Annotated in this window: 10 protein-coding genes; 7 read left to right on the top strand and 3 right to left on the bottom strand. The window is 33.3% G+C overall.

Annotated elements, in window-relative coordinates:
* The coding region (locus QZV03_RS10545) for a hypothetical protein (RefSeq protein ID WP_296876610.1) at positions 1-6,287 on the bottom strand (6,287 nt) is incomplete at its 3' end.
* Positions 6,288-7,204: 917 nt separating this feature from the next.
* The gene (locus tag QZV03_RS10550) at positions 7,205-7,810 is read right to left on the bottom strand and encodes a flavodoxin family protein (protein ID WP_296876612.1); all 606 of its coding nucleotides are present in this window, start codon (positions 7,808-7,810) and stop codon (positions 7,205-7,207) included.
* 197 nt (positions 7,811-8,007) lie between these two features.
* On the opposite strand from QZV03_RS10550, the gene QZV03_RS10555 reads away from it, so the two are divergent.
* The 6 genes from QZV03_RS10555 (at position 8,008) to nth (ending at position 13,386) form a co-directional block, all read left to right on the top strand.
* Positions 8,008-8,793, top strand: a complete 786-nt coding sequence (locus QZV03_RS10555) for an ADP-ribosylglycohydrolase family protein (protein WP_296876614.1) — start codon at positions 8,008-8,010, stop codon at positions 8,791-8,793.
* Between the two features lie 113 nt (positions 8,794-8,906).
* Positions 8,907-9,101, top strand: a complete 195-nt coding sequence (locus QZV03_RS10560) for a DUF1810 family protein (protein WP_296876616.1) — start codon at positions 8,907-8,909, stop codon at positions 9,099-9,101.
* Complete coding sequence (locus QZV03_RS10565) at positions 9,091-9,315, top strand: DUF1810 family protein (RefSeq protein ID WP_296876618.1); 225 nt, start codon at positions 9,091-9,093, stop codon at positions 9,313-9,315. Before QZV03_RS10560 ends, QZV03_RS10565 begins: the two co-directional genes overlap by 11 nt.
* Before the next feature lie 208 nt (positions 9,316-9,523).
* On the top strand, positions 9,524-11,143 hold the full coding sequence (locus tag QZV03_RS10570; RefSeq protein WP_296876620.1) for an AarF/ABC1/UbiB kinase family protein: 1,620 nt from the start codon (positions 9,524-9,526) through the stop codon (positions 11,141-11,143).
* Positions 11,144-11,347: 204 nt separating this feature from the next.
* Positions 11,348-12,715 (top strand): 3-phosphoshikimate 1-carboxyvinyltransferase, encoded by a 1,368-nt coding sequence (aroA, locus tag QZV03_RS10575; RefSeq protein WP_296876622.1) that lies wholly within the window; start codon positions 11,348-11,350, stop codon positions 12,713-12,715.
* A 38-nt stretch (positions 12,716-12,753) separates the two neighbouring features.
* Complete coding sequence (nth, locus tag QZV03_RS10580; RefSeq protein ID WP_296876624.1) at positions 12,754-13,386, top strand: endonuclease III; 633 nt, start codon at positions 12,754-12,756, stop codon at positions 13,384-13,386.
* Between the two features lie 62 nt (positions 13,387-13,448).
* On the opposite strand, the gene QZV03_RS10585 is transcribed toward nth, so the two are convergent.
* Positions 13,449-14,054 carry a methylated-DNA--[protein]-cysteine S-methyltransferase gene (locus tag QZV03_RS10585; protein ID WP_296876626.1) on the bottom strand — a complete coding sequence of 202 codons (606 nt, stop codon included), beginning with the start codon at positions 14,052-14,054 and terminating at the stop codon, positions 13,449-13,451.
* A gap of 368 nt (positions 14,055-14,422) precedes the next feature.
* Between QZV03_RS10585 and QZV03_RS10590 the strand changes: the two genes are divergently transcribed.
* A partial coding sequence (locus tag QZV03_RS10590; RefSeq protein ID WP_296876628.1) for a PLP-dependent cysteine synthase family protein occupies positions 14,423-14,959 on the top strand: 537 nt, incomplete at its 3' end.

A 14,959-nucleotide genomic window follows, 5' to 3' on the forward strand; every position in this document is an offset into this window, starting at 1 on the left:
ACATTTAACTGTGCAATTGTGATTTTATTATCACTGTATGCTGTGTCGTTGCATGCGGTTACATTGAATTGTTCTGGTACGATATCTTCGATTACGACTTGGGTTGCGTTGGATGGTCCGTTGTTGGTTACGTTTATTGTGAATACAATTGTGTCTCCAACTTGTACGTGATCGAGGTCAACGGTTTTGTTAATGGTTAGGTTGACTACTGGGTCGACTGTTACGTTTACTGTGTCGTTTACGACGGTATCGTTTTCTGCACAGGTTACGTTTGCTGTGTTGTTCCAGGTACCGTTTATCAATGCTGTTGCGGTAAGTGTGAATACAATTGACTCTCCTTTGTTTAGTTGGTCAATAATGATTTTATTGTCCGCGTATCTGGAGTCATTGCATACTACGTTTCCGAATTGTTCTGGCACTACATCTTCGATAACTACGACAGTTGCGTTGGATGGTCCGTTGTTGGTTACGTTGATTGTAAATACAACAGTTTCACCCACTTTAACAGTTCCAGGTTCAACGGTTTTGTTAATGGTCAAGTTGACTACTGGGTCAACTATTACAGTTACGGTATCGTTGATTACTGTGTCGTTTTCTTTACAGGTTACGTTTGCTGTGTTGTTCCAGGTTCCGTTTATCAATGTGGTTGCGGTTATTGTGAATGCGTATGATTCTCCTACGTTTAGTTGGTCAATAATGATTTTATTGTCAACATATGAGGTGTCGTTGCATCCGGTTACGTGGAATTGTTCTGGGACAATGTCCTCGATTGTTACGACAGTTGCGTTGGATGGTCCGTTGTTGGTTACGTTGATTGTAAATACAATGGTATCTCCAACTTGTACGTGATCATAGTCTACAGCTTTGTCAATGGTTAAGTTGACTACTGGGTCAACGGTTACATTTACTGTATCATTGACAATTGTATCATTTTCTGCACAGAATACGCTTGCTGTGTTGTTCCAGGTACCAGCGATTAATGCGATTGCATTTATTGTAATTACATATGATTCGCCTACATTCAATTTTTCAATAATTATCTTATTGTTTATGAATGAGGAGTCATTACATGCAGTTACATTGAATTGTTCTGGTACGATATCGGTAATTTCTACCATTGTTGCGTTGGATGGTCCGTTGTTGGTTACATTTATAGTGAATACTACAGTTTCACCAACTTTGACACGGCCAGGTTCAACGGTTTTGTTAATGGTTAAGTTTACCACTGGATTTACGATTACGGTTACGGTATCGTTGATTACTGTGTCGTTTTCTTTACAGGTTACGTTTGCTGTGTTGTTCCAGGTTCCGTTTATCAATGCGGTTGCGGTTATTGTGAATGCGTATGATTCACCGACGTTTAATTTGTCGATTATTAGTTTGTTGTCGACGTATTTTGTGTCGTTGCATGCGGTTACATTGAATTGTTCTGGTACGATATCTTCGATTGTTACGACAGTTGCGTTGGATGGTCCGTTGTTGGTTACGTTGATTGTAAATACAGGTCCGTTGTTGGTTACGTTGATTGTAAATACAATGGTATCTCCAACTTGTACGTGGTCATAGTCTACAGCTTTGTCGATTGTTAAGTTGACAACTGGGTCTACGACAACGGTTACAGTATCATTGACTACTGTGTCGTTTTCTTCGCAGGTTGCGTTAGCTGTGTTGTTCCAGGTTCCATTGATTAATGCAATCGCTGTGATTGTGAATGCGTATGATTCTCCTACATTTAATTTGTCAACAGTTATTTTGTTGTTTGCAAATTGGGTGTCGTTGCATGCGGTTACATTGAATTGTGTTGGTACTACATCTTCAATAACTACGACAGTTGCGTTGGATGGTCCGTTGTTGGTTACATTAATAGTGAATACTACAGTGTCTCCAACATGTACATGGTCCAAATCAACGGTTTTGTCAATGGTTAGGTTGACTACTGGATCTACAGTTACATTGACTGTGTCGTTTTTGATGGTATCGTTTTCTTTACAGAATACGCTTGCTGTGTTGTTCCATGTACCAGCGATTAATGCGGTTGCGGTAAGTGTGAATACAATTGAGTCTCCTTTATTTAGTTGGTCAATAGTGATTTTATTGTCCGCATATCTGGAGTCATTGCATACTACGTTTCCGAATTGTGTTGGTACTACATCTTCGATTATGACTACGGTTGCGTTGGATGGTCCGTTGTTGGTCACGTTAATGGTAAATACAACAGTTTCACCAACTTCTACGTGATTGTTGTCTACAGTTTTGTTAATGGTTAAGTTAACTACTGGGTCAACAATTACGGTTACTGTGTCGTTTACGACGGTGTCGTTTTCTTTACAGGTTGCGTTTGCTGTGTTGTTCCAAGTACCTGCAATCAATGCGGTTGCAGTAATTGTGAATGCGTATGATTCTCCTACATTTAATTTGTCAACAGTTATTTTGTTGCCGCTAAATGCAGAGTCGTTGCATGCAATTACTTGGAATTGTTCTGGTACGATATCTTCGATTGTTACGACAGTTGCGTTGGATGGTCCGTTGTTGGTTACGTTGATTGTAAATACAACAGTATCTCCAACAAATACGTGATCAATGTCAACAGCTTTGTCGATTGTTAAGTTGACTACTGGGTCAACGATTACTTCGACTGTGTCATTGACTACTGTGTCGTTTTCTGCACATGTTACGTTTGCTGTGTTGTTCCAGGTTCCGTTGATAAGTGCAATTGCTGTAATTGTGAATTGGATTGATTCTCCTTTATTTAAATAGGAAATAGTGATTTTATTGTTTTCAAATCTAGGATCACTACATCCAGTAACATTGAATTGTGCTGGAACCACATCTTCTATTACAACATTTGTAGCATTGGATGGTCCGTTGTTGGTTACGTTGATTGTAAATACAACAGTGTCTCCAACTTTTATATGTCCTAAGTCTACTGATTTGTCAATGGTTAAATTGACTACTGGAAGAACAGTTACTGTTGCGGTATCGTTTACGACGGTGTCGTTTTCTTTACAGGTTGCGTTTGCTGTGTTGTTCCAGGTTCCGTTGATTAAGGTTTTTGCTGTAATTGTAAATAGATATGAGTCCTCTACATTCAATTTAGGAATTATAATTTGATTTCCGCTGAATGAGGTATCATTGCTTGTTACATATTCGAATTGTTCAGGAAGAACATCTTCCACTTTAACCATTGTTGCGTTGGATGGTCCGTTGTTGGTTACATTAATGGTAAATATTACATTTTCACCAACGTATACGACATCAACATTAACGCTTTTATCAATAGTTAGATTAACTACAGGCAATACTTTAACAGTCTTATTGTCTTCATTGTTAGTCAAATTCCAATCAGTTTCGTTGGAACTTGCATTAGCAATGTTGTTATAGTCATCAGCAAATGTTGCAACGGAGTATATGGTTAATTGCACACTTGAACCATTGGTCATGTTTCCGATAGTCCAAATTCCTGTGTCAGCATCATAATTACCTTGTGATGCAACATAGCTGACAAATGCAAATCCAGAAGGCAATTTGTCTGTTACAGTTACATTAGTTGCATTTGTACCATTATCTGCATTGTCTACAGTAATTGTCCAAATTGCAGTGTCTCCTACATAATATTCGTCCTTATCAGAGTCTTTTTCAGTAGAGATGTCTACATATGGAAGTATTTCAAATGCACTTCTATTTTCAATTACTTTATAGTTCCAATCTTCAGGGTGAATAGCATATACGCTATAATTACCTACAGGTAAAGGATTATCAAGTTGAATAACCGCTCTTGTAGGTCTTTTTAAGGTAATGTTAACTTCACCATAGATATTGGTAACATATCTTTCGTAATTTAGAATAATGTCTCCACTTTCAACATGGGTTACAGTAACAAATATCTCTTGTAAGTTTTCACGATCATCTTGGTATAATACACCTTCCCTTGCTCCATCAACAGGCTCAACAACTGTGTCTCCTGTGTTAACTGTATCTCCATCACTATGACGGTAGGTAACATCTAAGAAGTGTATTTCGTTGTTGTTTGCTGTATTATGGATTGCATTGATGATATTGTCTCCACCAACATGCACAATGGTAATATTGTGGTCAGTGGTATTGTAGTAACTTACTTTAGGTACTGGGTCTACAATTAAGAGGTAACTCCAAGCTTGGTTTTCATTGAATACATCATGTTGAAGATTGAAGTTTTTACCATCAGTGTAGATTGCAGATCCGTTACGAGCTTTGTTGTGTTCAAAGGTGTTAGTGTCAGTAAGAGTGTTGTCACCTTTTACATATATTGCTCCACCGAGACCGGTAGTTCCTTCAGCACTAGCAGGTACAGCTTCGTTTTCAGTGAAAGTGTTTCCTCTGATAGTTGAGCCACTTCCTTGTATGAATATAGCTCCACCTTGATCGGTTACATTGTTTTTAGTAAATGTGTTAGAGCTAATTACACTGTTGTGCCCATTAATATATGCTGCTCCACCATCGGTAGCATTGTTGCTGTCAAAGGTAGAACTTGCAATATTAGTGTTTTGACCTTTTATATAAACACCTGCACCATTTTCAGCTTTGTTATTTCTGAAAGTGCTGTCAGTTACTTTTGTATTGTCACCATCAATATAGATACAAGCTCCAGTGTATACTGCTTCGTTATCATGGAAGTTAGAATTATTGATTGTAGTGTTATCCCCAACAATGAAAACTGTACCGTTATCACTGTTATGGTTATAAAACTCTGAACCATTAATTACAGTTCTATGACCAACGATGTAAATAGCAGCACCACTACCATTTTGAGCTGTGTTGTTATTGAATTTACAATCAACTATTTTGGTGTCATTACCAAATACATAAATTGCACCAGCATTACCTGAAGATCCGTCAGGATAATTATATAATCCTGATTGGTTAGCTAGAGTGTCATGTCTTGAAGCAAAGTTGTCAGTAAAATTACATCCGATAATGCTTATGTTATTACCTTTTGTATTTCTACCGTTAAATGCGGCATCATCAAGGCTTCCATCTGCATTGGTTAATCCACCAACCATTATTGCCGCACCTTGTCCTCCAGTGTTGTTAACAAAATTACAATTTTTAACAATTAGGTCATCGTGACTTATTCCGAGACATGCGGAATATTCCTCGGTTCCTGTACAATTGATAAAATTACAATTTTCTACAATTTCTGGACTGGTAATGTGGTCATTTCCAGAATCTGAGAAGTTCGCATGTATATAAACTGCAAACCATTTGGATTCAACACCAATGAAATTTGTATTGTTAATTATAGATGGAACAGTTCTACTACCCCATCTTGATTCATCAGCAATACATATAGCTCCACCGTGGTTTGTGGATGAAGTATTAACAAAGTTACAATGGTCCATCTTGATTCCGAATGCAGCTATCAACTGACCATGTCCGTCGTCAAACTCATTGTATTGGCCTTGTGCAACATTTGGATTGTAAATATGATGCACATTTGTAAAATTTACATTTGTGATAGGATATTGTCTATTAGATCCTTGATCACCAATAAAACATAGTCCCTGTACACTACTTTGTAAATTATTAAATGCAGAATTTGATATACTTCCTGATCTACCAGCAAACCAAAACATGGAATTGGTGAAATTCAGATTTTCGAATATACAATTGTTTATTGGAATATCATTTATTGTAAATACGTATCCTCCACCAGTAAATTTTGCCATTGTGGGATCGCCGATATAGCTTCCACCAACAACTCTAACATTGCTTAAACTATTAGGCCAACCCCAGCCGCCCCAACCAGCGGTTCCGGTATAAGTTCCACCATGTAAGTAGACAGTACCTCCGCCTTCGTTGGATGCATCACGGATAGCTTCTAGAACTTGTTGTGCTGTACCACCGGATAGATGTTTGTCACCACGAAGTATTTCTTCATTGTCACTAGCTCGCAATAATTGCGCTTTGTCATTCAAAGTTAAACAATCATTACTTTCAATTTCGTCTATATCTTGTTCATCGTCCTCCAGGTCCAGTGAGGGACTTGATGTATCATCAATCGAATTTAATTCACTCTCATCTAAATTGTCATCAACTGAATCTATTAGTTCATCGTTTGAATTAGCCTCAACTGAATCCAATTTAACGTCGTTTAAATCTTCATCAATTGAATTTACATCTGAAACAGATAGGGTTGTAAGTTCATCCGTGTTTGTATCGTATGTTAATTCACTTGCACTTACAAATGAAATTGAAAATATTATTAAAAACAGTATTAAAGTGAAAAATAAATCTCGCTTTAAACGCATAATTTTCCTCATTTTAAAACAATTTTTATTTTGTTTAACTTTAATTAATGAAAACTTTTGCCTTTTAATAATATTAAAATAAGAAAAACATATGAAACCGCTACATAAGTAGCAATTATATTATTAATATTTTTATAATATAAATTTTTATATTTAAATTTAAAAATAATAATTTTATATATAAATGTTAATAAGTTTGTTTTATGGAAATGGGATGAAAATTCTATAAAAATTTTTATTTTTTTTATTATCAATTTTGAAAAAAAGTTAGTTTGGGATGAATTTTTTATAGATCAATTTTTGAAAAATTGTTTATTTTATTAGGTTGAGGTATTATTTTTTAAAATTAGTCAAATTGTGAAAATAAGAGTATGTAAAATTTTTAAAAATAGATTATGAATAATAAAATAAAATAGCTATCTACAACCCATAAACCAATTAAATTGATAATTGATAAAAAGATAGCTAAATTATTTTATTTAATTTAAGTCACTTCGCCCAATTCAATATTTTTTAATGGACCTGATATTAAATTAAGCGAAAATTTTTCACTAGGTTTTTTCCTAGAACTGAATCCGAAGATTAAGACTATTGGTTAAAAGCCTTTGATATTGTTCTAAATCTATTTAGAGCAATATCTGATTCCAATTTTTTCAGTATTTAATACTATTATTAACAAAATTTTCATCAACATACATGCCCTAATCATATTTGCTATAATCCAAACATATATGCAATTTATACTTATATTAATTAACCTAATATATACTTTACCATATTCAGTTTTATTTTTATCTAACAAATGTTTTGTTTTGTTCAATATTTCAAGTACTTTATTCAAAAAATAGTTAACTGTTTTAAGAATATTGAATTATATTCATTATATGTTCCTATTATCATATAATTCTTAAAAAAAACTATTCCTTAGCTAATTCTGCACCTATTTCAAATGCATTTTTCAAATCCCTTTCAAATTCCTTTTCCTTTTCTTTGATTTCTTCTTCAGTCTTTTTCTTGCTTGTCATTCCTTTGTATGATTCATAAACCTTAACTTCTCCATTTAACATTTTAAACAAATCTTCTGTTGATTTGAGATTAGGGCGAACATTTTTTTCAAAATGATTTTTTGGGGAGATTACACTATAAAAGATGCCTACATTTACTTTTCCTTTGTAATAGTAATTTCTATCATATGAAACAATACAATATATGAGTCTTTCAACTAAAGCCCTATAATGGCTTGTGGGTTCATTGAAGAATATTTGAGAACCTATTAAAAGAGTGTCTGCATTAAGAATCTTTTCAATTATTGGGGATAAGTCATCTTTCCAGTAACATTTGAAGCTTTCCTTATTTTTCTTTTTACAAATTGAACAGATCATGCAACCTCTCATATCTATTTTGTACAAATCAAAGTATTCAACTTCGCTGCCGACGGATTCGGCACCTTCTCCTGCAGATTTCAAAAGCTTTCCTATTTCCTGTTTTATTTTAGGGTCTGCATTAATTACAATGGTTTTCATATTTCCACCTTTTTTTAAAATTATCCTTTGAGTTTTTAGACTTAATTAATTATTTATCATTTAATTATTTATCTTAAAACTATATAATTTATTATCAAAATTATAGAAAGTAAATTAAAAAAATAAGTTATTTTTAATAACGAAGTTTTATAAATAACGAAATCCATATTATTAGTATAAAGAATAGGGGGTAAAATATGAAAGGAATTATTGGGGCAATTGCCGGAGATATAATCGGATCAACACATGAGTTTAAGCCAATTAAGACTAAGGAATTTTCTCTTTTTAATAAAAAATCTTCATTTACAGATGATACTATCATGACTCTTGCTGTAGCTAAATGGCTACTCAAAGATAATAATTCAAAGGAGGAATTGGTTAGGCAACTGCAAGACTTTGGAAACAGATATCCTAAAGGAGGATACGGCAGAATGTTTAACAATTGGCTTAAGACTGAAAATCCGGAGCCTTATAATAGTTGGGGAAATGGTTCCGCAATGAGGGTTTCTCCGGTTGCATGGGTTGGAGACTCATTAGATGAAGTTCAAAGATTAGCAAGGATTTCCGCTGAAGTAACCCATAATCATCCGGAAGGAATTAAGGGGGCATTGGCTACTGCTGATGCTATCTATTTGGCAAGACTTGGATCATCTAAAGAGGAAATCAGAGACCATATTGAAATAAGATATGACTATGACTTAAACAGAACAGTTGATGAAATCAGACCATACTATAAGTTTGATGTTTCTTGTCAAGGTTCTGTTCCTGAATCAATCATTTGCTTTTTGGAAGCTGAAGATTATGAGGACACCATTAGAAACTGCATTTCCTTAGGTGGAGATGCTGATACCATGGCAGCTATTGCAGGAGGAATTGCATCTGCATACTGGGAAGTTCCAAATGATATCCACTCTAAAACAATTAATAGATTATCTGATGATCTTTTAGATGTTTTAATTGAATTTGAGAATAAGTTTGTATAATTTCAAATTCTTTTTATAATTTTTCTCTTTTCTCTTTTCTCTTTCTTTTTCATTTTTTATTTTTATTTCTATTCATTTTCAAATGGAATCTTAACAAATAAAATGGGGATAATATGAGTGTTGAAAGGTTTATAGATGCACAAAAAGAAGATTATGATATGGCTTTTAGGGAAATCATCAATGGTAAGAAAAGAAATCATTATATGTGGTATATATTTCCTCAAATCAAGGGCTTAGGGAGAAGCTCTACAGCTAAATATTATGGTATTGATGACTTGGAAGAGGCAAGGGAAATATATGGAAAATGAATATTTGGCAAACAATCTTATTGGCATATCCAATGAATTATTGAAATTGGAAACCAATGATCCTGTAGAGATATTCGGTCATACAGATAGCAAAAAATTAAGAAGTTCCATGACATTATTTGAATTGGTCAGTGACAATGATGTATTCTCTTTAGTGCTGGAAAAATATTTTGATGGAAAAAGAGACCAAATTACTCTTGATTTAGTGAAATAATTGATTTTTTAGTTTTTTAGATATTTTTATTTTTTTAATAATTTCATTAATTTTTTAAAATTTTTTTATCTTTTTAATATTTTTAGATAAATTTAATTATAATTTTATTCAAATATATTCATAATATTATTGAACTTAAATTCAATAAAAAACATTTCGTATAAACAAATAATAAATAACATGCATCTAATTTTAAAAGGTGGTAATCATGCAAAGAAGAACATTATCACGTTTTGATGAGATTATAAAAATCTTTAGGAAATACGATTTTGATAAGGTTTTAGGTCAAACTACTCGTAATAAGATTAGTCCATTTAGAAGTGATGCTGATAATAAGGAGTTATTGAAGGATGACTTTCCAGAAAGATTGCGATTAATGCTTCAAGAGCTTGGAACAACATTCATTAAATTTGGTCAATTGCTTGCTTCAAGGCCAGATTTGGTTGGTGAAAGAATAAGTGAAGAGCTTTCACAGCTGCATGATGATAATCCTCCAGTAAGTTATGAAGAGATTAAGGAAATGATTGAAACCCAACTTGGAGGAAATATAGGAGAACTCTTTGCTGAATTTTCAAAAAAACCACTTGCAACAGCTTCTATTGCTCAAGTCCATGAGGCTAAATTGCCTACAGGTGAAAGAGTGGCTGTAAAGGTTCAAAAACCTAATGTTGCTGAGATTGTAGAAACTGATTTAAGCATAATGAAATTCATTGCCAATGAATCCGATAGATTCAACACAAGCCTCAAGCATCTAAATCTTCCAGCTGTTCTTCATGAATTTGATAAGTCAATTCATAAGGAAATGGATTTTGACAATGAATTAATGAATATCAAACATTTGAATGATAATTTCATTTATAATGATAAGATAATTGTTCCCACCACATATCCAGATTACTCTACTGAAAAAGTTTTAACAATGGAATATGTGGACGGTATCAAATTATCTGAAGTCATTGCGGGAAATGATCCAAAATACAATAAGATACTTATTGCAGACAGAATAGTCCGTTCCTATTTCCAACAGCTATTCCTTGATGGATTTTTCCATGCAGACCCTCATCCAGGTAATATCTTTGTAACTAAGGACAATGCGATATGTTATATTGATTTTGGAATGATGGGATCTCTTGATGAGGATTTCAGGCAAGATTTGGCTGAATTGATGATTTATTTCTCAGACCGTAATATTGATGGCTTGATAAATCAGCTAATTCGTATGGATATTTTAAATGAGAAAACAGACATCAACATTTTAAAAAGCGACCTTAATGATTTATTTGCAAAGTATTATGGTGTAGAGCTCAGTCGTTTCAACGGTATTATTGAGGACTTGCTCTTCTTAATGCAGAAATTTGATGTAAGATTGCCAAATGAGTTTGTCTTAATGGCTAGAGGATTGTCAATGGTCGAAAATACAGGTTTGAGATTAGACCCAGATATTGATGTTGTAGCTCTTCTTAAGCCATTTGCTCGCAAGTTGATGGTTCAAAGATACAATCCTCTAAAAATGGCAAGCAATGCAAAAAACAGCTTTTTTGCCTTTGAACATGTCCTTAGGGCATTGCCAAGTCTTATTTCAAAAACAATATATAAGATAGAAGAAGGGGAAGTGACTGTAAATATCGAAGTAAAGCATATTAGTGAAATAGCAAACCAGCTTTCTCTTGCTATTATTATTGCTGCACTTTTAATCGGTTCTTCACTTGTAATGCTGATTGATGTAGGGCCTAGATTCTATGAAATGCCAGTACTTGGTTTTGTAGGGTTTACAATAAGTTTAGCACTTGGTGTATTCACTGTCTTAAGGTATTTCATTGAGTTTTAGACAAACTTTTAGAAAAAGTTTGATCAAAACTTTTTCTTTTTTTATTTAGTTATTCTTCTATTTTTCATTTTCTTTTTTTATTTCTAGACTCTTTATTTTTTTCGATTTTAGATAAGTTTATTATTAATTTTAATCTAATAGTTTAATAGATAATTATATCGAAAAATAGATTAATTTTATTTAATTAATCAAAGGATGTATTAAATGAATCTTAAAATAAAAAACTTTTCTAAAATTAATGGAACCGTTAAAGCTCCTTCTTCTAAAAGTTATAGCCATAGGGCAGTTATTCTTGCATCACTTGCTGAAGGTAAATCAAAGCTATTTGATGTATTGTACTCTGAAGATGTCTTATCAACCATAAGGGCATGTGAAGCTCTTGGCGCTAAAATTGATAGAAAGAAAGAAATTATCCTTAAAGGAGATAAAAGTCAAACTGTTGACTATTTGGATGTTTATGGAACTGGCGGTAAATTACATAATATTAACGAAAATCCTTCTGAGGACATGATTGATCTTGCTAACTCAGGAACTACACTTAGGATTATGACAAGTGTAGCGGCATTATCTGATAATGAAGTCATATTCACTGGGGATGATTCTCTTAAGGCAAGACCTATGGGTGCATTGATTGATGCATTGGAAGGATTAGGTGTAAAGATAGAATCATTAAATGATAATAATAAGGCACCTCTTAAGATTTATCCCGGGTATATTGGTGGAGAAACAGATATATTGGGAAGCATAAGTTCTCAATTCATATCCTCTATTCTTATCTCAGCCCCATTATCTGAAAAAGGAGTGGAGCTTGAAGTTTATCCGGAATTCGTATCAAAGCCTTATGTTGATATGACAATATCTATATTAGAAAAATTTGGAATAACTATTGATGAAGATAATTATCAATTCCATGAAACCTGCAAGAAGGAGCATACTGATTGCTTAGGAGTTAAATTTAATGTAAAGCCTCAAAAATACATTGCCAGCGATTATATTGTTGAAGGGGATTATTCCTCTGCTTCCTATTTGCTTGCAGCTACAGCTATTGCAGGAGGTTATGTTAGAGTTGAAAATCTATTCGGCGATTCCAAACAAGGAGATAAATTCATCTTAGATATTTTAGAGGAAATGGGTGCAAATGTAACTCAATTTGATGATTATGCTTCACTTAGATCTGATGGAAATCTTAAGGGAATTGATGTAAACTTATCAAATGCACCGGATTTATTGCTTACTGTAGCGGTTCTCGGCGCAGTTGCAGAAGGAAAGACTACAATCACTGGTGTAAAGCATGGAAGATTAAAGGAAACTGACAGGATTGACACTACATGCAGAGAGCTTGAAAAATTAGGATGCAAACTTGAAGAGTTTGAGGATGGAATGACTATTTATGGCCAAACTATTGGTGATGGAATTGTCGAATCCCATAATGACCATAGATTGGCTATGGCATTTTCTTTGCTTGGATTGAAACATGATGTTGAAGTTGAGAATGGTGAATGCTTCGATGTATCCTTCCCTAATTTCATTGAGCTTATGGGTGAAATTGGCATTGAAATGGAATTAAAATAATTGAAATCTTTATGAGAATCAATATTGGAGATTATAATATGAATGATGAAGAAAGAATAAGAGAAATCTTTAAAAGATTGAATGAAATTTACACTATCCGTACTTTCCATGACCATGACCCTTATAAAGTTTTGATTAGAACTATCCTATCTCAAAGGACAAGGGATGAAAATACAGATCAAGCTGCAAATGCATTGTTTGATGTTTATCCTGATATTTATGCAGTTGCTGATGCTCCAGTGGACCATGTGCAGGAATTGATTAGGCCTGCAGGATTCTATAGGGTAAAGGCAGCCCGTATATTGGAAGTTTCAAGAATATTGATTGATCAATATGGCGGTGAAGTTCCAAGGGAAATGGATGAAATGCTTAAGCTTCCAGGTGTAGGTAGAAAAACAGCTAATTGTGTAATTGTATTTGCATTCCGGGATGCAGCTATTCCTGTAGACACTCATGTTCACAGAATCTCTAATAGGTGGGGAATTGCTGATACAAAGGAACCTGAAGAGACTGAAATTGTCTTAATGGAAAAGGTCCCTAAGGAGCTTTGGGTGGATTTAAATGATTTGATGGTTCAGTTTGGTCAGACCATTTGCAGACCGATTGGTCCTCAATGTGATAAATGTCCACTTACAGACCTTTGTGAATATGATGTAAGTAAATTAGAATAAATATTTTTTTATTTTAACTTTTTTTTACTTATTTTTAAACTTATCATTTTTTATTTCTAATTTTAAACTAACTTTGTCTGACTTGTTTTATCAAGTGCAATTATAGGGCTGTCACCAACCACTTTTTTATCTTGAATCATCAATCCATCTAATTCAAGAAGTATTTTTTTAGATTCAAGTCCTTCTGCAACACCACCGAATCCTCCAATGGTTCTGTCTGATTTAACTGTTCTGTGGCATGGTATGATTATAGGGTATGGGTTTTTTGAGAGTGCGGTGCCTACTGACCTGTATGCCTTTGGACTGCCTGCTGCCTTTGCAAGATCCTTATATGTGTTTATGGTTCCTTTTTCTGTCTTGAATTCCTCTTCCAACACTTTTCTTTGGAATGGTGTACATTTATCTAAATTAAGATATTCAAGGGAAAATTTAGGGTTTTTCTCATGGAAATAGTTATTCAATTCTTTAATTACATTATTCAATTGCTTTGATTTTTTGTTTATAGCCAATGGTTCCTCTTGTTCATATTTTTCTTCAGTTATTTTTGATGAGCTTTTATCCGGTCTTGAGAGGATAATCTCTTCAATTTGGAATTTAGGTTTTTTCCTCCAGATAATTGTTATTTCTCCAATTGGGCTTGAATTAATAATGTATTTAAAGAGAGTCATTTTATCATCTTTTTTATATAATATTTAAAATAGTATAATCTTATAATTCACTGTATAATATTAATTCTTCATTTTCTTTAATTTTGATGAAATTTTAGTTTTCTATAGAAATATTTATATATCATCATTTATTAACTATTATATAACAATTGTTATATTTTTAACTTTTGTTGTAATTTATGGTTTTGATTTTGAATTTTTGAATGTCAAATTAAAATTATAAATAAAATAAGTTATTAAATTAATATATTAAATATTAAAGATTGGTTATTAGAAGGGATTTAAGCAAAGATTTTATTTTTTATATTCTTTAATAATAGACTTTTTAAAAATTATTTTAACAAATTGAATTTTATGATGTGATAATTATGGTAAACATTCCTGAATTGAAAAGAGGTATAGCTAATGATATGACTGAAGCTATTGGTAACACCCCTCTTGTAAGATTAAATAGATTGACAGAAGGATTGAATGCTGATGTGCTTGTAAAAGTGGAATCTTTCAATCCGGTAAGCAGTATTAAAGATCGTATTGCAGTGAACTTAATTGAAACAGCCGAAAAAGAAGGATTGCTTAAAGAGGATTCAGTAATTATTGAACCTACAAGCGGTAACACTGGCATTGGTCTTTCTTTTGTAGCAGCTGCAAAAGGATATAAGTTAATTTTAACCATGCCTGAGACAATGTCCATTGAAAGGAGAAAATTGCTTGCTGTCTTTGGTGCTGAAATAGTCTTAACACCTGGAAGCGAAGGTATGGGTGGAGCTATTGCTAAGGCAAAAGAGCTTGTTGAAAACACTCCAAATTCATTCATGCCACAGCAATTTGAAAACAAGGCAAACTCTGAAATTCACAGATTAACCACTGGTCCTGAAATCTACAGAGACACTGATGGTAAAGTGGAT

The organism is uncultured Methanobrevibacter sp. (assembly GCF_902788255.1).
In the GTDB taxonomy this organism is placed as follows: domain Archaea; phylum Methanobacteriota; class Methanobacteria; order Methanobacteriales; family Methanobacteriaceae; genus Methanocatella.